The 19,602-nt window shown below is 35.3% G+C and carries 15 protein-coding genes and 1 pseudogene; 8 read left to right on the top strand and 8 right to left on the bottom strand.

The genetic code is table 11. The annotated features are described in order from the left end of the window. Positions 1 to 3: 3 nt before the first annotated feature. Positions 4 to 735, bottom strand: a complete 732-nt coding sequence (locus ACP6PM_RS22260) for a 4'-phosphopantetheinyl transferase family protein (RefSeq protein WP_426588480.1) — start codon at positions 733 to 735, stop codon at positions 4 to 6. 1,430 nt (positions 736 to 2,165) lie between these two features. On the opposite strand from ACP6PM_RS22260, the gene ACP6PM_RS22255 reads away from it, so the two are divergent. Then, positions 2,166 to 2,594 carry a hypothetical protein gene (locus tag ACP6PM_RS22255; protein ID WP_426588478.1) on the top strand — a complete coding sequence of 143 codons (429 nt, stop codon included), beginning with the start codon at positions 2,166 to 2,168 and terminating at the stop codon, positions 2,592 to 2,594. Positions 2,595 to 2,953: 359 nt separating this feature from the next. Here the strand turns inward: ACP6PM_RS22255 and ACP6PM_RS22250 are convergent, their stop codons facing one another. Continuing rightward, positions 2,954 to 4,087 carry a cob(I)yrinic acid a,c-diamide adenosyltransferase gene (locus tag ACP6PM_RS22250; protein WP_426588476.1) on the bottom strand — a complete coding sequence of 378 codons (1,134 nt, stop codon included), beginning with the start codon at positions 4,085 to 4,087 and terminating at the stop codon, positions 2,954 to 2,956. Between the two features lie 669 nt (positions 4,088 to 4,756). On the opposite strand from ACP6PM_RS22250, the gene fraC reads away from it, so the two are divergent. From fraC to ACP6PM_RS22225, 5 genes are all read left to right on the top strand, one after another. Next, on the top strand, positions 4,757 to 5,260 hold the full coding sequence (gene fraC, locus ACP6PM_RS22245) for a filament integrity protein FraC (RefSeq protein WP_426588475.1): 504 nt from the start codon (positions 4,757 to 4,759) through the stop codon (positions 5,258 to 5,260). Further along, positions 5,257 to 6,297 carry a DUF5357 family protein gene (locus ACP6PM_RS22240; protein ID WP_426588473.1) on the top strand — a complete coding sequence of 347 codons (1,041 nt, stop codon included), beginning with the start codon at positions 5,257 to 5,259 and terminating at the stop codon, positions 6,295 to 6,297. The genes fraC and ACP6PM_RS22240 overlap by 4 nt, the downstream gene beginning before the upstream one ends. Positions 6,298 to 6,494: 197 nt before the next feature. Beyond that, positions 6,495 to 7,268 carry an ABC transporter permease gene (locus tag ACP6PM_RS22235; RefSeq protein ID WP_426588472.1) on the top strand — a complete coding sequence of 258 codons (774 nt, stop codon included), beginning with the start codon at positions 6,495 to 6,497 and terminating at the stop codon, positions 7,266 to 7,268. Between the two features lie 746 nt (positions 7,269 to 8,014). Then, entirely contained in the window at positions 8,015 to 8,842 is an 828-nt protein-coding gene (gene larE / locus ACP6PM_RS22230; RefSeq protein ID WP_426588470.1) for an ATP-dependent sacrificial sulfur transferase LarE, read from the top strand. Positions 8,843 to 9,281: 439 nt separating this feature from the next. Further along, on the top strand, positions 9,282 to 9,476 hold the full coding sequence (locus ACP6PM_RS22225) for a hypothetical protein (RefSeq protein WP_426588468.1): 195 nt from the start codon (positions 9,282 to 9,284) through the stop codon (positions 9,474 to 9,476). Between the two features lie 314 nt (positions 9,477 to 9,790). On the opposite strand, the gene ACP6PM_RS22220 is transcribed toward ACP6PM_RS22225, so the two are convergent. Next, a complete protein-coding gene (locus ACP6PM_RS22220) occupies positions 9,791 to 10,003 on the bottom strand; it encodes a hypothetical protein (protein WP_426588466.1) in 213 nt (70 codons plus the stop codon). Between the two features lie 736 nt (positions 10,004 to 10,739). Here ACP6PM_RS22220 and ACP6PM_RS22215 point away from each other — a divergent pair. Then, the gene (locus tag ACP6PM_RS22215; protein WP_426588464.1) at positions 10,740 to 11,873 is read left to right on the top strand and encodes a histidinol-phosphate transaminase; all 1,134 of its coding nucleotides are present in this window, start codon (positions 10,740 to 10,742) and stop codon (positions 11,871 to 11,873) included. Positions 11,874 to 12,637: 764 nt separating this feature from the next. Here the strand turns inward: ACP6PM_RS22215 and ACP6PM_RS22210 are convergent. From ACP6PM_RS22210 to ACP6PM_RS22195, 4 genes and pseudogenes are all read right to left on the bottom strand, one after another. Continuing rightward, positions 12,638 to 12,836, bottom strand: a pseudogene (locus tag ACP6PM_RS22210) (IS1 family transposase); the annotation flags it as partial. A gap of 161 nt (positions 12,837 to 12,997) precedes the next feature. After that, positions 12,998 to 13,333 (bottom strand): ribulose bisphosphate carboxylase small subunit, encoded by a 336-nt coding sequence (locus tag ACP6PM_RS22205; protein ID WP_426588462.1) that lies wholly within the window; start codon positions 13,331 to 13,333, stop codon positions 12,998 to 13,000. A gap of 114 nt (positions 13,334 to 13,447) precedes the next feature. Further along, the gene (gene rcbX, locus ACP6PM_RS22200) at positions 13,448 to 13,828 is read right to left on the bottom strand and encodes a RuBisCO chaperone RbcX (RefSeq protein ID WP_426588460.1); all 381 of its coding nucleotides are present in this window, start codon (positions 13,826 to 13,828) and stop codon (positions 13,448 to 13,450) included. A gap of 138 nt (positions 13,829 to 13,966) precedes the next feature. Then, positions 13,967 to 15,397, bottom strand: coding sequence for a form I ribulose bisphosphate carboxylase large subunit (locus tag ACP6PM_RS22195; protein WP_426588458.1), 1,431 nt, complete (start codon positions 15,395 to 15,397; stop codon positions 13,967 to 13,969). 1,001 nt (positions 15,398 to 16,398) lie between these two features. Here ACP6PM_RS22195 and miaB point away from each other — a divergent pair. After that, the gene (gene miaB, locus ACP6PM_RS22190) at positions 16,399 to 17,754 is read left to right on the top strand and encodes a tRNA (N6-isopentenyl adenosine(37)-C2)-methylthiotransferase MiaB (RefSeq protein ID WP_426588456.1); all 1,356 of its coding nucleotides are present in this window, start codon (positions 16,399 to 16,401) and stop codon (positions 17,752 to 17,754) included. Between the two features lie 799 nt (positions 17,755 to 18,553). Here miaB and ACP6PM_RS22185 read toward each other — a convergent pair. Further along, entirely contained in the window at positions 18,554 to 18,991 is a 438-nt protein-coding gene (locus ACP6PM_RS22185; RefSeq protein WP_426588454.1) for a hypothetical protein, read from the bottom strand. Positions 18,992 to 19,602: the final 611 nt, after the last annotated feature.

Here is a 19,602-nt window from a genome sequence, read left to right as displayed (position 1 = left end):
AGACTAGATATTAGTTTTATTTATCTGCCAAAAACTCAAGTTTTGATTTTTCCCTGCTACTGCTACAGCAGCTATATAATTAGGTTGAGGAATAAATTGATGTAAGTACCAATGGGATGCTTCTTCCATATTTCCATTAATACTAAAAAAATCTACTGGTTTTTCTGGGATTAAACTAATTTCTACTTTTTCTAAACCACCTGCTAATCCATCTCCTGTTGCTTTTAAATAAGCTTCTTTACAAGTCCATAGTTTGAAGAATGTTTCTTGCTGTTTTTGAGGAGGAAGTTGACTAATAAGGTTGTATTCTTGGGCAGAAAAAAAACGTTTGGCTAAACTTTCAGCGTCATTCATTGGGCGAATATATTCTAAGTCGATACCTATTAAATTAACTTTGGTAACGGCATATAAGGCTAAGTCCTGAGAGTGAGATAAGTTAAATAGTATTGATGTATTTTTTAAGTAGGGTTTACCATGATCGCTATAGCTAAATTGTAGTTTTTTGGGTTCGATATTTAAGTAACGGCTGATAATTTTTCTGAGTGTTCCTCTGGCAATGATAAAGCGATTTTTGTCTCTTTCAAAGTAAAATCTGTTGGCTCTTTCTATTTCGTCTGGCGATAATATTGTTGATAGTTCCTCAATTTGAGAGGAGGCTAATTTTAGGTTTGTACTCCAAATATGAGCGTTATTTTCTGATAATTCTAATTTTTTTTCGGGTGGATAAACAAACATTTATTACTTATTTTTCAGATATTTTGAGTAGTGCTAGATTTTCTTGCAGAAGGAATCAGGAGTCAGAATCAATTAATGGGAAATTCAAACCTTCCAGTATTTGTAGACTGCTAAATCTTAGTTTAGTGGAAGTCTTAATTATGTCCTGTTGAATCTTATACTTTAGAGACTGAATGTATCAGGAAATATAAAAAGGAGATAGGGAACACTTAACACTTAACAGGTATGGAGGGAGGAAAAAATCAAGACAACTACTTGTCAGTTAAAAATCTAGGAATATATGTACCTTTCCACCTCTGGTATCTACCAAATTTCAATCTCTTTAAGTACTACACCTTTTAGATTTTAGTTACTACGCATCTCTCTTAATACTTAGAGTACAAACAGTCTCTTAGGAATCCTATTTCAGTTGTAATATTTTGGTGGTAGTTAGGAGTCAGTCCTCAGGAGTCAGGTAGGAGAGCCGTCGGATTGGCGACGTACAGAATTTTCAAGGTTTTCCGTTAATATTAACTATTAGAAAAATTCTCACAAATCATTTAGGATTGCTATTTGGATAAAACAAGGCAGAAAGAAAATAAATCTTCAAAGAGATAAGATTTTTCGATCGCCCTTTTATCCAGACATTAGAACCTCTACTAGCAAGGTTGCTAGATCTAATTCTAAGTTCCTATGCAAAATTAATTACACATCCTATTGATTTCCTGTTCCCTGTTCCCTCTCTCCACTAGGAAATTTATTTTGCACGACTACTTATTAAAGAATTCAATTCTAAATTATGACTCGCTCCTCCTCGATTTTTTCTTAATTACTTAAATCAATTACAGTTGTGGAATAGGCAAATATTCAGCAATTAATAATTAATAATTACCCCTTCTTAAAACGGATAGGATTGACTAAAAGGAAAATTTTTGATTTATCCCCTATCCAAGGGCAGGGCTGTTTCAAAGTCAAATAAATAATCGCTTAAGGGAAGTTGTGCACATCCAGAGGGGAATTTGGGGATTAAAGTCGCAAAAAGGGGCGATTTTCAGAGTCTGAGGATCGGAAAGATTCCCGAACAATCTTGGTGAAATCAAAGGAATTTCTGAAAAATCCATGGAATAACCAAAATAGATCGATAGAAATTTGGGGATAATCTTGGGTAAAGCGTGAAAAATTCTCCCCTGCTCCCTGCTCCCCCTCTGTCTTAACCAAGAATGAAACAGCCCTGCCTATCCAAGGGGGGCTTCAAGGCGTGAATTGTTGAATGAATAATTAATTGACTATCAACTATTAATAATTAATTATTAACTATTAATTATTAATTATTCGGTAATTTCTATTTATTTATTTATAGTAAATTTTTATAAATTTACCTAAATTATTTATACATTAAACTTATAATACTATGGTCTTTTATATCTGTATGTCAGTTAATTTACAATTTTTTGAAGTCTGAAGGAAAAGAAAAAGAAGCTAGTCAATATATTCAGAGAGCTAAACATCATAATCAGTTATTAGCATTAGCAGAACAAGAACGTTCTTCAATTACTCAAAATGACAAATTTACAGACCATGATTTACCTCTTGAATTTATAGAAAGTTTGCAAGGGCAACTTGCTAATCAGGGAGATATTAGAAAAGCTTATTTTGTGAAAAGGGTAGTACAATATTTTCCAGAAATGCCAGCTTATCTTTTGGCAGTGAGTCCTTATTACTCTTTTTTGGAGTACTCTTCACAAGGTAAAAATGAAAAAATTATTGCTTATTTGACAGAAGAGATAAAATTTCCCGTGGAATGTTATGTAAAGGTCTTTAACAATGCCGACCTAGTTAAATTTTTAAGTTCTTTTAATCCAATTTATACTAGAAAATAGTACGATTCAAAAGTCAGAAGTTAAATTCGCACTACGGACTAAATTTGAGAGGCGTGAGAATTTCCTAACTTTTCTAGCAGTTGCTATGCTTTTAGGATCTCATTTAGTTTTCTTGTGTTGAATAAAAAATCATGCGCATAGCCAAGTAACTACCATAACATTTTTAGATTACCACAAGTGATTCCTAGATGCAACTCGATCTCTTTCTCCGCGCAACTATTTTCGAGAGTGCTTTGTAAAATGTTGAAGATTTGATTTTTGGAATGGTTGAAACAAGAAAATATTCAGTAGTTAGCCAACCTTCTATTTCCTACTTCCCTATCTACCTTCCTGGTTATTGCTTATTTTCCTTCCTTAATTCAAAAATCCACTCCACGTTTTAACTCCACCCCATGATTAGCATAATGCTTATGACAGAAAACCTCTGAATGAACGGCAGCCAAATCAAAATAGTCAGGTGGATTAAGACAACGACCAGTAATAATCACCTCTGTATCTTTTGGCTTGCGTAATAAAGCTTCAACTATTGGATCAACTGGCAATAACTCTAAATCTACAGTAGGATTAAGCTCATCTAAAATAATAGTTTTATACAAACCAGAAGCTATAGCAGCTCTAGCAATTTCCCAACCTCTTTCTGCCTCAACAAAATCTATTTCTTTTTGTTGCCCACGCCAAACAATAGCATCCCCACCACAACGCTGATGGTCTACTAAATTAGGATAACTTTGGCGCAAAGCGGCGATCGCTGCATCTTCCGTATAACCAATACCTCCTTTGAGCCATTGTATAATCAAGACTCGATGAGACTGGTCTTGACTAATACCCCGACCAATTGCCTGTAATGCTTTTCCTAAAGCACTGGTAGATTTGCCTTTGCCGGCACCAGTATAAATTTCAATCCCTGTTATACCAGCAGATATAGCGGTGGGATGTTGATGAGGTTTCATTTCTGAATGTAAGTCAGCGATGTCCAACAAAGCTTGGGGAGCTGCACGACCTGTAGCGATAATTTCTAATTGTTCTGGTTTATTCTTGATAGTGTGGATGACTTCATCCAATGGTAATAAACCTAGGTCCAATACTGGGTTGAGTTCGTCCAGTACAACTACTGAGTATAGATCGGAGGCGATCGCTCCTTTGGCCACATCCCAACCACGTTGTGCTTCTTGATGGTCAAATTTAATAATTTTATCCGGGCCAAAATACTCGGAGCGACCTGTGCGTACTTGGTCTATGAGATGAGGAAAGCCTTTTTGTAGTGCTTCTATAGCAGCATCTTCATCATAAGAGCGGTCAGGACCTTTAAGAAATCTCAGTAGTAATACTCTAGTAGGAGAGTCAGAATGTATGCCAAGGCCAATGGAACGTAAAACTACTCCCAAGGCTGCTTGGGATTTACCTTTACTTGCTCCATCGTAAACATGAATTTGCCCCACAATTCTTTCTGACATGAGTTGTGCGGTGCGTATACCAATGCCGTTTCTTCTCATAAGTAGTTTTTTTGAGTGTGTGATTTTTTTCTTGGCTATCTACATAATAAGGTTTTAGGTCGTAGCTGGTAGGTTGTAGGTTATGAGTAATTGGACAAAAATATTTAGAGATGAGTATCTAAACTGGATAGGGGTTTTAGGTTTAATGAGTGTGTAATTAATTTTGTCCTAGTACTTGGGTTGTAGGTTGTGGGAGGCAGGTGGCAGGTTGTCAATGAGAAAAGTTTACCTAAAACCTAAAATCTAACACCAATTTAATAAAATGCTGCTACATTCAGTTTTTTATTAGGTGATAGGTGGTAGGTATTAGGTGTTAGATCAAGTCTAATTAATTAGCCATAATAAAAATATTCTCTCTCTCAAGAGAAGAATATTTTTCAAACTTCTCCCTGTTCCTTAATTCCCTAATTTTTTTTATTGTTGGGTATTCAAAGAGAGATGATATTAGGTGTTAGGAGGAGCAGAAATACCTTAATAGTTTTGCAGAGGATTTTACTGTAACTATTTTTTGGAATTTGGTGTAACAGCTAATACCTAGACAATTAGCTTTTCCTTCAAGCTGGTATTTTTTCATAGATTTATCAGAATTTATATCCAGCCACTTATGTGGATATCAAAAGTTAGATAAACTGAAGCAAATTTTAGTTCCTTTGTCTGGGAAAATTAACTATGAATTTAACTATTTTGCCTTTGAGGGCGATTGTTTCTGAATCTTTAATATTGTTGATAGTAATTGCCATCGAATCATGTTTTTTTCAGCTCAGACTTAACATGATACCAAAAGTTAGTGTTGAATATGCAACTGTAATGAATTTAATTTCTACTTGTGTAGGATGGGTTTTCTTTTTCTATGCTGTAAGTATACTGCCTAATATGTTGGAAAAACAAATGGTTGCTTATATTTTATTTGGTCATATTGGCACTATTTATCCTCTGTTTATACTTTTTATATTTGTGAGTTTTTTAATTTCTTTAATTGTCAAGTTAGTGGGTTTTAATTTGTGTGATTCTTTATGGAATGAAAACTCTAAAAATCCTGGTGTTGGTATTAATATATCTCAAGCTTTGGCAGAACTAAGGACACCAAAGTTTATGGTAATTACACTGGCTCATACTTGTAGCCATTTAGCAATAGGATTTATTTTATTTTTGCAGAGGTCTGAACTAACATGAAAGAAATTTGGAAAAGTCTGACTGATTTGTTCGGGGGTATTATTGGTTTTCTGAAGGATACGCTCGATTTTATTTTGCCTCCTAAGTTTTGGCATTGGCAGACATTTTTATTATTGACGATAGTTTTATGGTTACTCTCAATGATTATTAGTGAAGTTGATAGTAACAAGGAGGAGGCAATTAATTTTATTTCTAGTTTGAGTTGGCTATCTTTAACAATTGCTGTAGGATGGCGCACTAATCAAAAACCTTTTGTTTTTGGTGAAGTAAGTTTGTGTCCTTGGATTACAGGGGGATTAATTTGCTTTCTTTTATATGAAAATTTGGCAAGTAATATTCAGTATGTGGCTGTTGTTAGTTGGCCGATAATTTCTGTTTGTATAGCAGCGATAATTTTAGTATTAAATTATCCAGATTCAGCAACAGAAGCAAAGGTAGATCGATTATCAAAGCCAAATTTTATAATTTTAATTTTGCTGAATTTTTTGCTGAGTTGTTGGTTTGGATTGTATTTTATGATTCAGGGTATGGTGCAACAATACCCAACAATGGGAGAAGATAATTTAAGTCAAAGTACCTTTGTTTATAGGTTAATAACGCCTTCAATAAATGATTATCGAGGCGCAAAAATTCTGAACTTAATGCAGGAAAGGTTAAACAATGATTTGGGCAGTCAAAATTTGGGGTTGTCAGTACCTAAGATGAAGTTGAGATTGGAAAATATTAAAGATGAAGTGAGTAAGGAAATATCTGTAGTTAAAGAGGATGATTTATGGAAGTTACAAACACCAATGGTTGCTAAACAGTCTGGATATCAGTTGGAGTTACAATTATTTTGGGAGGGACCTACAGCAAAAGATGAAAGTTATTATCTGAGTAAAAGTTGTAAAATAGAGGAAAAAGTTAGGCAAAGAAGTTCTGGTTCTACTCGACAAAATGAAATAGTACCAATTATAGTTGGTAATGTTGAATGTGGTGCTGTAGAAAAGAAAGCTATTAAACCAGAAAGCCAACAAGAAAATAAGGAAAAGATTTAAAATTTGAAATAGAGAAAATTGAGATGGGGGAGTTATTTCAGTTATCAGTTACCAGTTATTAGTTAGCTTCCTATGGTCGGAACTGCGCAATTGAGTACCTCTGACTGAAGCATTCGGATTGAAATACTGAAGTTTATTCTTTTCATCCCCTTTTAGGGGGAGGCTTGAAACCTTATTTTTTGGTCAGAAAATATTTTATGAATATAGGAAGAGTTATTAAAATTGCTAAGAATGTATTTTGGGAAGCAATTCGCGATCGTATTCTTTATCTGATCGGTTTCTTTGCTTTTTTAATGGTAGTTGCTGTGAGGTTAATTCCAGAATTATCTGTAGGTACAGAGGATAAAATAATTTTAGATTTGGGGTTGGCAGCTATTAGTATTTTAGGTTTAATTGTGACAGTGTTTATTGGCACTGGTTTGGTGAATAAAGAAATTGAAAAACGCACTGTTTATATTTTGGTTGCTAAACCTTTGAGTCGTTCAGAATTAATTGTTGGTAAGCATATTGGTTTATCGGCAGTTTTGGGTGTTTTATTGGCAGCGATGACTGTAATATATGGATTGATTCTTAGTTTAAGTGAAATTTCTTATCCTATAGGTAGCATTTTAGTAACTGTAATATTTATATTTATTCAGTTGTCGTTACTCACTGCAGTAGCAATTCTATTTGGTGTATTTACCAGTTCCTTATTAGCGACATTATTTACATTTGGCATCTATTTAATGGGAAATTTAAGTAGAGATTTGGTTAAGTTGGGAGATTTAAGTGATAACCCTGGAATTAAAAAGTTAATGATGGGATTATATGTTGTATTGCCAGACTTAAGCAGATTAGATTTGAAAAATGATGCAGTTTATGGTCTACTGCCAAGTATGGCTATTTTAGTTACTAATTTTGGTTATGCTTTGCTCTATATAATGTTGGTTTTATCCATTACTATCGCTATCTTTGCTAGGAGAGAATTTTGAGATATTTTAGGGACTTCTAAATAAAAAATTATCCCATTAGCTATGAAAATAAGGGAGTAGGGAGTAGGGATTCATTAATGGATAATGGATAATGGATAATTACCTCTCCCTGAAAGGAAGAGGATTGACACGGAGCGTGAAAATTTTTTCTTCTCTTGGTCGATTGGATATGGCGAGGTCCCCTCCCCATCCCATCTACCAGGTCATGCTCCGCAAACGACGGCTTGTTTCTCCTTTAAAGGAGAGGCTTTAAACCTTAATTATTCGGTAACCAGTCAGGATATAGTACAAAAATAGAGTACAAAAATTGGGATAATTTATTTTCTGCTATTCCCTTAGAAGGAAAAAGGAAGAAGATTAGTTAGTGGTATTCCTTAAGGGTACTTTAAGATTTTTTAGACTGAAAATGGCTTCAAACCCTATATTAGAAAGAGAGATAAGCACCATGAAAAAATTGTTTACCTACCCTAATTTGATGTGAGTGAGAAACTATAAGGGATTCAGTCTGACAAAATGTGTAATTAATTTTGTTTACCTACTTACCTTAAATCAGTCAAAATAGCTCAAACCTAGATATATCAAAAATGGTTAATTAAAGGTAAAAACATTTCCGATTCATTTCAGACAACGGTCTCTATCATTTTCCCGTTTTTTTTCAATATTTACTCCTTCTTCCTTCTTCCTTCTTTCCTCTTCCTTACTTCTAGCAGAATAGCTAAAATAGTAGTAAATAAAGAGAAAAAATTATGTTGATAAAAAAACTACAAGAACTGAAAAATATATTTACTGATATGGAGAAAGCTTTAATTGCTTACTCTGGTGGAATAGATAGCACTTTAGTCGCAAAAGTTGCTTATGATGTTTTGGGCGATAAAGCTCTAGCTATAACTGCTATTTCTCCTTCTTTATTACCTGAAGATTTGGAAGATGCTCGAATTCAAGCAGCAGTTATTGGTATTTCCCATGAGGAGGTAAATACTAATGAAATGGAGAATAAAAATTATACTTCTAATCCAATAAACCGCTGCTATTTTTGTAAAAGTGAATTGCATGATACTCTCAAACCTTTGGCTTTAAAAAGAGGTTATTCTTATGTAGTAGATGGAGTAAATGCTGACGATCTACGAGATTATCGTCCGGGTATTCAAGCAGCAAAAGAAAGAGGTGCAAGGTCGCCTTTAGCAGAAGTAGGAATTAGTAAGTTTGAAGTTAGACAACTTGCCAAAGATTTAGATTTACCTTGGTGGGATAAACCTGCTCAACCTTGTTTAAGTTCGCGGTTTCCTTATGGGGAGGAAATTACTTTAGAAAAGTTACAAAGAGTCGGACGTGGGGAAAGATATTTGCGAGATTTGGGATTAAAAAGTTTACGGGTACGTTCGGAAAAAGATACTGCTCGAATTGAAGTTTTGCCAGAAAAAATTCAGGAGTTTGTATTGACAATAGATTTGCCTAAGTTGGTGGAAAAGTTTAAAGAGTTTGGCTTTATTTATGTGACTTTAGATTTAGAAGGATATCGGAGTGGGAAGTTAAATCAGGTTTTGTCGCCAGAGGTATTGGGTGGGAAAATTTAGTATCCACTCAATATGAGCCTACCCCATCATATTGAGTGGATACAAAATTTAGAAGATGCAGAGATGGGGAGATGGGGAGATGGTGAGTAAGGGAGATGGGGAGTAGGGAAGTAAGGAAGCAAAATTACGGAAAAGCCTCTAATTAAATACATTTACTCTTCCAAAATATTGATTCAATGCCAATTACATATATTGATTCAATGGTAATTACATAATTACATAACTTAAGAATCAACTCTTCTCCAATCGTAGATATTATTTATCTTTTTTCTTATTCTTTCTAAAAAATAGCGATCACTCTCATCCAACTATGACAATTAAACTATAAAAAGTAGTTCCTTGGGGTCGAAATATTGACGAATATATTTCTATGTTTGACCTAACTTCAGCCTAGGAAGCCTGCGCTGTACGCTTACGTCAGGGTCGGGACAGTTCACAAATGTGTCGAGTTGCTAAAGAAGTAAGAATTTTTCCTCTGCTGAAACTTTCTGGAGAAATATCTCCATTAGTAATGCCAATCATTGAACAATTATCAACTAAAGGATATAAAGTAGAAATCCGACAAGTAAATTATGAATTTCAAAAAGGAGGTAATCAGATGATAAGCATTCAGCCATCAGCTATTAGCTATTAATACCAATTCTGAGTATTTAGATTTGCTTTATAAACTTGAATAAGTATAGCAATCATATTTTATTCGTGTCAAAAATATTACTGCTTTTTAGGAAACACTTAACTGGGAATAGAGAACAGGTAAGAGTTTAAGTTTTTTTATTTACTTTTTGATTACCCGCAACCTATGCGCGGATTGCTATAATGTTGAGCTTAACTTTAAATATTATTCAGAAGTTATAAAAATTCATCAACAACTAAACTGGGATTGTTATAGGATTTATTTGAATCAAAACGGAAAATTCTCATGCCATTTCTTTCGAAATCTCTTTCTCTTTATTGTTCTTCTACTCGTCTTTTAGGTGTATGAGATATCCCATCTACTTCAAGTATTGCATATTTTTTATTATATAGTACAAAAAAATCTGGTTCTTTATTTTCACGACCTTTTTTGGTTGTCAATCTAAGGGCATTATTTGGGAAAAAACATATACTTCTTTTGTCAAGTTCTTCTGCTATTTTTACTTCTGCTTGAGAACGAAAACTCAAATTTTTCCATTTAATAGGATCATATTTAAATCTACAGTTATTTAATGGTTCTAAATTTGTAGTATTATTTGAAAGTTCAATTTGGGGTAGAATTTTAAATTTTCTTTGTTGAAAATCCTCAACTGTTAAACTTGCTGAATCAGATGAATCTGAATCTAAATCTTCATCATAAGGATTTTTATAAGGTAGGCTTTGATTGTCTGTTAAAATTGGTTTAAAATCTTCTCCTAATGCTTCAGAAACAGCTTGTTTTAATGATTCGCTATACCGACTTTCAAACCCTTATAATAAAGGCTTTTAAACAAAAATAATTGCTCTCTTTTTGTCAAAATCTAAATCGATCAATTTTGCACAGTGTTGAAATAATGCCTTTCTAGACACTGATTCTAATTTGTCTATTATTTTCTGCTATACAAGTTGTAAATCTGTCATATCAAAACTTTAAATACAATACTCTAAAACATTATATATAACCGACAGCCTTAGCGTAGGTTTTCGTTCCATTATTATCGAAGATGGCAGTAATAGAAGGAAAGAAGAAAAAAATTCCTTTTAGCCAATCCTTCTATTACAGAAGAGGTAATTATTAATTATTCATTATTGAACTCACTGCATAATCAGCTTATAACAACTGAGTTTGATATTATTTATTGTAGTTTAATTTTCTGAATAATCTCGTGAAGTCTATAATCAATGATACTCTATAATTAACTAGCAAAAATTATTCAATTAAGTTATGCTCTCTTTTATTCGTTCAGACCTTAATAACCTGAAAGCTTATACTCCTCATCCTGGTGGTAGTTCAGAAATTCCTTTGGATAGATTAGATACTAATGAATGTCCTTATGATTTGCCAGATAATTTAAAGCAAAAATTAGCTGAGAATTATCAAGAGTTAATTGAAACAAACCGTTATCCTGATGGGAGTCATTTTCAACTTAAGGAAGCAATAGCTCAATATGTAAATGAAGCTACTCCCTCGGCTAATATTTCTGCTATTAATATTTCTGTTGGAAACGGTTCTGATGAATTAATTCGCTCTCTATTAATTGCTACTTGTGTAGGGGGTGGGGGTTCTATTTTGACGGCAACTCCTACTTTTTCTATGTATTCTATTCTGGCTAAAACTCTTGGAGTTTCTGTAATAAATGTGGGGAGAAAGGAATCGAATTTTGAAATAGATATTGCTGCGGCTCAGGATGCTATTAATCAAACAAAAAATCCTGCTGTTAGAGTAGTATTTGTTGTTAATCCAAATTCTCCAACTGCTAATGCTTTAACTTCTCAAGAATTGGCATGGTTAAAAAGTCTGCCAGATGATATTTTAGTGGTAATTGATGAGGCTTATTTTGAGTTTAGTAAAATTTCTGTGGCTGAAGAATTAAATCAACATCCAAATTGGGTAATTTTAAGAACTTTTTCTAAAGCTTTTAGGTTAGCTTCACTGCGGGTAGGGTATGCTATAGCTCACCCAGAAGTTATTATTAATTTGGAAAAAGTTCGCCTTCCTTACAACTTACCAAGTTTTTCTCAAGCTGCTGCTCAGTTAGTGCTTAATCATAGCCAAGATGTACTATCTTTTATCCCGGAAATTTTGAAAGAAAGAAGTAAATTATTTACTACTTTTGCAGAAATTCCTGCTTTGAAGGTTTGGGAAAGTGCTGCTAATTTTTTCTATGTCAGACTGACGGATGAAGGATTAAAGTTAATCGGAAAAAATTCCCAAGATGAAGGTTTAAATAGTTTAATGCAGCAACTTAAAAATCAAGGAACTTTGATTCGTAATACTGGTGGAGGCTTAAGAATTACAGTAGGAACTCCTGAAGAAAATGAGCGCACAATTGAGAGAATTAAGGGTATTTTTAAATAGGGGAAAAGTAGATATTCAAGAATAGTAGTCCGTAGGGGTTTGGTTTCCAAATTCTTGCAGAAGTTCAGGTGGGAAAAAGCAATACCTGGCGCGGGAGCAAGATGCTCCCACTGCTTAAGGGAACGAAAAGACATAGCTCTAAGAAAGGCTTTTCAAGCTATTCTTCAAGCCACTAGCACGTCTACAGTAAATGTGTTTCAAGGTTTGTTTGTCCATTGCCTTTGTAATCTTGCAGTTAACTTTTGCCAAATCAACATCTCCAGAAAAGAGGGAATAGGGAATAGGCAATGGGCAATAGGGATAAGTAATATCATGTCCGCTTGAATACTTATACTTTGGTGTAAGGAAGGCAGAAGGCAGAAGGTTTTCTTGTAATTGTCACTTACAGCACTTTTGAGGATGCTGAGGTACAGTCAGAAGACTACTTTTATATTCTCTGTTCCCCGTTCCCAGTTAAGTGTTCCCTAGGACAATAAAACTTTGTACCTCACTAACTCCGAAACTGCTGTAATTCTATGCACGCTCCGATGCTACCGGACATGATATAATTGATAAATTATGGATTAAGATAGGATTGTGGATCATTCACCGTCGCGCAAAACCAAGCTACAGTTTGAAATACTTCAACCTCCTTCTGGATGTTTTTCAAGTCCAAGCTTTTGAATCCAATAGCTAGCGTTTTTGGTTGACATATCCTTTCTGCTGCAAAATTATAATCAGGACTTACGCACTAAAAAATAGGCGTTGGTAAATTCAAAGATGAATCAGGCAGCAACGGGTACATCTCCAAACTTGAGATAATGAATTAAAAGTCTGATGGAATGCTTCAGCATCTCTACAGAGCAAGGAATAGCACAATGTTTTGCGGTGCAGTCGAGCTAAGTAGTGTCGTAAACGAGTATTTTCTCCTTCTACCCTCGTCATGTAGGTCTTACTGATAATTTGGTCTTGCTCAGGAATAAATACAAAAAAACACTGGGATAGACCATTGTCTATCCCAGTGTTTTCTATATTGTAAATTAGTCAGGACTTACAAAGACTGGGTTTATGAACTAAAATTTGTAATATCAAACCCTAAATTAGGGTCATAAACCCGGTTTCTTGGTTGGAGTGCGTAAGTCTTATTAGTATCTTCTCTGACTAGGCTTGTGTACGATGAAGCTCAATACCTGACATTGCTTCACATTATCAAAACCCATCACGCGAATAAAGCAATCAGGATTTTCGGTACGGCAAGCATCAATTTCTACTAAAACTTCTTCAACTGTTTTGGCATGAAACAGAGGTAACTTCCACAAAGTCCAGTAGTGCATTTCTGGTGCAGAAGACTCGCTAAATTCTACACCAGCAATGAAACCTTGCTCCAGAATATACCCAAGTTGTTTACGAGTTTGGAGCTCAGTCAGAGGAGGCAAATAGGAAAGGGTTTCATAACGACGCTCTTTTGGTAATGTTCTCATCTTTTTTTTACTGTTTAATCAATGTACAAGTTATCCAAAGCTTTAACCAAAAAGACTTTGGACAATAACCCCCGGATTTACCCATGGGGAAAAATGTATTGGAAATTTTCGTGGCTAATCAGTTTGTTTCTCAGGATCTAGACTAGGGTCTGCTATTTCCAGTTGCGTTATCTTTTCTAGATACCGACGGCGATGTTCCATATTATCTTTCTGAATACCACTGCGAAGCATCTCTGGTAAATACTCAGCTACTTCCTCTGCTAAATGCTCTCGAACGGTCATCACTCTAAACGCTAATTCTTTATTTTCCTGAAGTAGCTCTTGTAGGTAAGCTTCTCCATCTTGAATTTTGCCTGTTGAGGAAAAACCACTTAACCAAATCGCTAAGGGAGGGTTCGTCTCTCGTAACTGATTTGTTACAGTCCGCACAGCTTGATAGGTTAGGTAACTCGTCAGTACCTTTGCAGTATCTTTAGCAACTTTTTTTATATCCATTTTTGACCCTAGCCTGAATCTATGGTTAGACTTTAGATTTTAGATTAAGGATTGATTAAATCCTTAGCAGTCAAGTTTGACATATCTATTCATCTCTTGCCATCTAAAATCTAAAATCCCACATATCTAAAGATAGACTTAGAGGGTATCCATTGCCTCGAATTCGAACTTGATTTCTTTCCATAGTTCGCAAGCAACGGCCAAGTCAGGAGACCACTTAGCAGCTTCACGAATCACATCGCCACCTTCCTTGAAGAGGTTACGACCTTCGTTACGAGCTTGGATACAAGCTTCTAGAGCTACACGGTTAGCTGTTGCACCAGGAGCATTACCCCAAGGGTGGCCTAAAGTACCACCACCGAATTGTAAACAAGAATCATCACCAAAGATTTCAACCAAAGCTGGCATGTGCCAAACGTGAATACCACCAGAAGCGACTGGCATTACACCAGGCATAGATGCCCAATCTTGAGTAAAGTAGATACCACGATCGCGGTCTTGCTCGATGTGGTCTTCACGCATTAGGTCCACAAAACCCATTGTAATACCTTTTTCACCTTCGAGCTTACCAACCACAGTACCAGAGTGGAGGTGGTCACCACCAGACATTCTCAAGCACTTAGCCAAAACGCGGAAGTGAATACCGTGAGCTTTCTGACGGTCAATAACAGCGTGCATTGCCCGGTGGATGTGCAACAGAAGACCATTGCTACGACACCATCTTGCCAAAGTTGTGTTGGCAGTAAAACCACCTGTTAGGTAGTCGTGCATGATGATTGGAGTGCCAATTTCCTTGGCAAACTCAGCACGCTCCATCATTTGTTCAACTGTGGGGGCAGTTACATTGAGGTAGTGGCCTTTAATTTCACCAGTTTCAGCTTGGGCCTTTTCAATAGCTTCTTGAACGAACAGGAAGCGATCGCGCCAACGCATGAAAGGTTGAGAGTTAATATTTTCGTCATCCTTGGTAAAGTCTAAGCCTCCACGCAAGCACTCATAAACTGCTCTACCGTAGTTCTTAGCAGATAGACCTAACTTAGGCTTAATAGTACAACCTAATAAAGGACGACCATATTTGTTTAATTTGTCACGCTCAACAGTGATACCGTGAGGAGGACCTTGGAAAGTCTTTAGGTAAGCAACTGGTATCCGCATATCTTCCAGACGTAGCGCGCGCAGTGCTTTAAAACCAAATACGTTACCTACAATGGAGGTTAACATATTAGTTACAGAACCTTCCTCAAACAAATCTAGAGGATAAGCTACATAGCAAATATATTGATTATCTTCACCGGGAACAGATTCAATATCATAACAACGACCTTTGTAGCGATCGAGGTCGGTCAGCAAGTCAGTCCATACTGTTGTCCAAGTACCAGTAGAAGATTCAGCAGCTACCGCAGCACCAGCTTCTTCTGGAGGAACTCCAGGCTGAGGAGTCATACGGAAGGCTGCTAGAACATCTGTATCTTTTGGTATGTAATCAGGGGTGTAATAAGTCAGTTTATAGTCTTTTACTCCAGCCTGATACCCAGACTTAGACTGAGTTTGTGTTTTAGCGTAACTCATATCTTATTTCCTAAGAATCTCTTTACTCTTCTGTATATTTCACAGACTATTTTAGATAATATCAATAATTAGAACTTTTATACTTAAAAGATTATTTATTTATTAATAACTTTTTTTAATCCTTTTGTTACATTTATTAATTTTATCGTAGTAATAGTTGGAAATAAATCAAGTGCATAATTGCTCATTGACAAAAAGTCATAGATATGCAACGAAAAATTAACTTCTGATAAGAGGATTACAGATTGAGTAAGCTATAGGGGATCAAAAAAAAATTACAGACTTGGGAAAACTCAAGACTCTAATAATTAAGTAGTATAAGCAATTATACTCTGATATTTTGTAGTAAGTATGGCTAATGGTTACAAGAAAATAGTCGTTTTTTCCTAGAAAAAATTACCAGCCAATACAGCAAAAAATCGGTAAATTAATTTTCATAGCGGGCTAATTATTTAGGATTTATCTATTAATAACTATCCTGTGAAAATACTAAGTTAGTATACATTTAATCTGCATTTTTTCATAACAAAAATAAAAATAAGCAAAACTGATTATTCTTGACTATAGCAATCCGCGCATAGGTTGCGGGTAATCAAAAAGTAAATAAAAAAACTGAAACTCTTACCAGTTAAGAGTTAAGTGTTCCCTGTTCCCTAAAAAGCAGTAAGATTTTTGACAGGAATAAAATAGGATTGCTATATAAATATTTCCTTAATTTGACTTGCACTAAGCAAATTAGATGGACAGTAGTAGTATTAAACACAAAGCCCCTACCAGTGATGCTAGGAAATCGCGCGCTGTCTCGTAGAACAGCGTCGGGAGGATGTCAAAATAGTTTCTTTCTATCTAAAGAGTATCTGAAAAAAAGGGTAAGTTCAGTAGAATGGAAATCTCTCTATCTATTGGAAAAGCTTAATGCGATCGCCAAAACAAAAAAATGAGACAAATTATGATATAATATTAAACCCTTGTATACTATCATTTTATTCCAATAGTTTATTATGAATACAACTCCCCGTCGCTATCACATTACCACTTTCGGCTGTCAAATGAACAAAGCTGACTCCGAACGCATGGCAGGTATCCTAGATAATATGGGCCTCATCTCTTCAGAAGACCCGAACGAAGCCAATATCATTCTATACAACACCTGCACTATTCGCGACAATGCCGAACAAAAAGTCTACTCCTATCTGGGTAGACAAGCAAAACGTAAACACAAACAACCAGACCTCACTCTTATTGTTGCTGGATGTGTTGCTCAACAAGAAGGAGAAGCACTACTGCGACGGGTACCAGAACTAGACTTAGTTATGGGACCTCAACACGCTAACCGTTTACAAGACTTACTAGAACAGGTATTCAATGGTAACCAAGTAGTCGCTACTGAACCCATTCACATTGTGGAAGATATTACTAAACCCAGACGGGATAGTAAAATTACTGCTTGGGTAAATATAATTTATGGTTGTAACGAACATTGCACCTATTGTGTTGTCCCTAGTGTCAGAGGTAGAGAACAGTCTCGTTATCCCGAAGCTATTCGTGCTGAAATGGAAGAGTTGGGGCGACAAGGTTATCCAGAAATAACATTGTTAGGGCAAAATATTGATGCTTATGGACGCGACTTACCAGGAGTGACAGCAGAAGGGCGCAAGAAACATACATTCACAGATTTACTTTACTATGTGCATGATGTACCAGGTGTAGAACGTATTCGCTTTGCCACCAGTCACCCCCGCTATTTCACAGAACGTTTAATTAAAGCTTGTGCTGAGTTGCCCAAGGTTTGCGAACATTTTCATATTCCGTTTCAGTCTGGAGATAATGAATTATTGAAGGCGATGGCAAGAGGTTACACCCATGATAAATATCGCCGAATTATTGATAAAATTCGCGAACTGATGCCAGATGCTTCTATTAGTGCTGACGCAATAGTAGGTTTTCCTGGAGAAACTGAGGCACAATTTGAGAATACCCTGAAGTTGGTGGAGGATATTGGGTTCGATCAGTTGAATACTGCTGCTTATTCTCCTAGACCGGGAACTCCAGCAGCTTTATGGGAAAATCAAGTGAGTGAGGAAGCTAAAGCAGATAGACTGCAACGGTTAAATCATTTGGTGGGGGTTAAAGCAGCAGAGCGATCACAACGTTATATGGGTCGTATTGAAGAAATTTTGGTTGAAGACACAAACCCTAAAAATGCTACTCAAGTTATGGGTCGTACTCGTGGCAACCGTCTAACATTTTTTGAGGGAGATATTAATCAGTTGAAAGGCAAGTTAGTAAAGGTGAAAATTACTGAAGTACGTCCGTTTAGTTTGACAGGAGAAGTCAGGCAATTTGTGGAAGTCTAGGAGTTTTGACTTAGTTAACAATTTACGCAATTTAGCGATATAATACGGTAGTTATCTTCACGCATTAGTAACGAGGGTGAAATTTGTATATTCTGGACTAATCGCTGCTTAAACATTTCTGGGGTGTTTATCTATTAGACCTCTCCAAAAATCCCGCTCGTTACCCTCACTCAGAGGAGTCAGAGGCAAGAGAACCAAATGAATAATAATGTCTATTGACAAAGACTTAAATTTAGGTATAGAGTTTTAGATATGCGGTTGGCTTAACCGTCAATGCCTGTGGATGAGTAACCGCCGACGGCCTCACAAGAAGCAGGAAGTAAACATCAATTTGTCACGCTACGTGACGCTTTGTATCAGTTTTATGAAGCAGATGTTTAATATTTTATCCAATATCTTCTTTATTATTACAGCGGTTTTCATTTCGGATCGGAAGACCACAGTAGGGGTGAATGGCCATTTGCTGACGCAAAGGTCCGCTTTTTCCTATGGAATGCTGCGCAAACATGTTAGGGAGCAAAACGCCTCTACAGGGTTTTGGTTGTGACGATATGGTTTATCAATATTGAAAAGCGCTGTAATTTTTAGTATTTTTTTGGTCAATGACAAATATGATATAAGTTGCACCCAGATAATTTGCTAATTTTTTTAGATACAGAAACAGTTTGTTTAATTCAACAATAAATTTTTTGATGCACAATAGCATCTAACTATCAAATTAAGTCTTAATAAATTACAAATAAAGCCATCAAATCAAGTGCTAATTGTAAAAATTTTTCTAAAAACAGTATTAGTAAATCTACTGTCCTCTGTAAGTTACTTGTTCTTTCCTGACTACCATTCCGTTTATAGCCATACTAAAATGAGTATTATCAATCATAAAAGTTTTACTTCCATCAATAGCTAAATATCCTTGTTCACCAGTGACAGGTAATTCTAAAAGTTGATTAGGATTCGATTTCGCGCCAGCTACTAAAGTTAATTGACCATTACTATTACGACAAATATTGGCAAAATAATTTTTAGATTCAAAGTATTTTACCTCAGACCAATTTTCTCCTTTTTGCTCACAAATACGCCACTCCTGACGAGATGCTTGAGTAAGTAACATAGATTTGTTATTAGTTTCTCCAGGAGTAGATGCTAAAACTTTAGCTGAAGAAGTTAATAATACAAATGTACTAAGTGTAAATGCTCCCAGTTTTAAAAGTTTTTGATTGACCTTAGATAAATTCACAGCAAACTCCTTAATAAGACGTAAAATCAGCTTGTTCTTAACAAATAAAATTATTGTTTTATAACAATTAGTAACAATGAATAAAATTAGTTTTTTTCATTGCTTTTTAACTTTCTCATCTTATTATCAGCTAAAACTAATCAAATATCTACCCAGAAAATACTGAACTTTTATAGATAATTTTTTGAAGACAAATTGCCTATAAAGTGACTAGCTCAAATTAGCTGTACTCTACTGTTGGTAGGGAATATAGCGTTTAAAATTCTAGATATCCTTCAGCAATACCTACTAATAAATTACCGAGAAATTACGGAATTTTGCTATTTTTGCTTGGCAGTTACAGTTATTCAGGAAATAGTACAAATATCAGAATTATTCAGTGACTCCAGTATTCTCTATTTCTTATTGCTGAAGTTATGATCCGAGAGCTGTTTTTCAGCTATCCTCTACTACTTATCATTACTTGTTTACCACTACCAGGAAAATTTAGTCTGTCATACTAGATTGATAAAATCATGTTACATATTCTTTATTCATAAATCATAATAAATCAAAAATATGGAACAAGAATATGTAGCAAATATTTATTCAAATATATAAGTCAATTCTGA

Origin of the sequence: Dapis brunnea BLCC-M229 (assembly GCF_050015995.1) — a bacterium.
In the GTDB taxonomy this organism is placed as follows: Bacteria; Cyanobacteriota; Cyanobacteriia; order Cyanobacteriales; family Microcoleaceae; genus Trichodesmium.
Note: the sequence above shows the minus strand (reverse complement) of the source record. Positions and strands in the feature narration are given on the sequence as shown.

What these genes read in the sequence shown, in the direction of transcription:
- ACP6PM_RS22260 (WP_426588480.1), bottom strand. Translation starts at nt 735, where the DNA reads ATGTTTGTTTATCCACCCGAAAAAAAATTAGAATTATCAGAAAATAAC.
- ACP6PM_RS22250 (WP_426588476.1), bottom strand. Translation starts at nt 4,087, where the DNA reads ATGAGAAGAAACGGCATTGGTATACGCACCGCACAACTCATGTCAGAA.
- fraC (WP_426588475.1), top strand. Translation starts at nt 4,757, where the DNA reads ATGAATTTAACTATTTTGCCTTTGAGGGCGATTGTTTCTGAATCTTTA.
- ACP6PM_RS22240 (WP_426588473.1), top strand. Translation starts at nt 5,257, where the DNA reads ATGAAAGAAATTTGGAAAAGTCTGACTGATTTGTTCGGGGGTATTATT.
- ACP6PM_RS22235 (WP_426588472.1), top strand. Translation starts at nt 6,495, where the DNA reads ATGAATATAGGAAGAGTTATTAAAATTGCTAAGAATGTATTTTGGGAA.
- larE (WP_426588470.1), top strand. Translation starts at nt 8,015, where the DNA reads ATGTTGATAAAAAAACTACAAGAACTGAAAAATATATTTACTGATATG.
- ACP6PM_RS22225 (WP_426588468.1), top strand. Translation starts at nt 9,282, where the DNA reads ATGTGTCGAGTTGCTAAAGAAGTAAGAATTTTTCCTCTGCTGAAACTT.
- ACP6PM_RS22215 (WP_426588464.1), top strand. Translation starts at nt 10,740, where the DNA reads ATGCTCTCTTTTATTCGTTCAGACCTTAATAACCTGAAAGCTTATACT.
- ACP6PM_RS22205 (WP_426588462.1), bottom strand. Translation starts at nt 13,333, where the DNA reads ATGAGAACATTACCAAAAGAGCGTCGTTATGAAACCCTTTCCTATTTG.
- rcbX (WP_426588460.1), bottom strand. Translation starts at nt 13,828, where the DNA reads ATGGATATAAAAAAAGTTGCTAAAGATACTGCAAAGGTACTGACGAGT.
- ACP6PM_RS22195 (WP_426588458.1), bottom strand. Translation starts at nt 15,397, where the DNA reads ATGAGTTACGCTAAAACACAAACTCAGTCTAAGTCTGGGTATCAGGCT.
- miaB (WP_426588456.1), top strand. Translation starts at nt 16,399, where the DNA reads ATGAATACAACTCCCCGTCGCTATCACATTACCACTTTCGGCTGTCAA.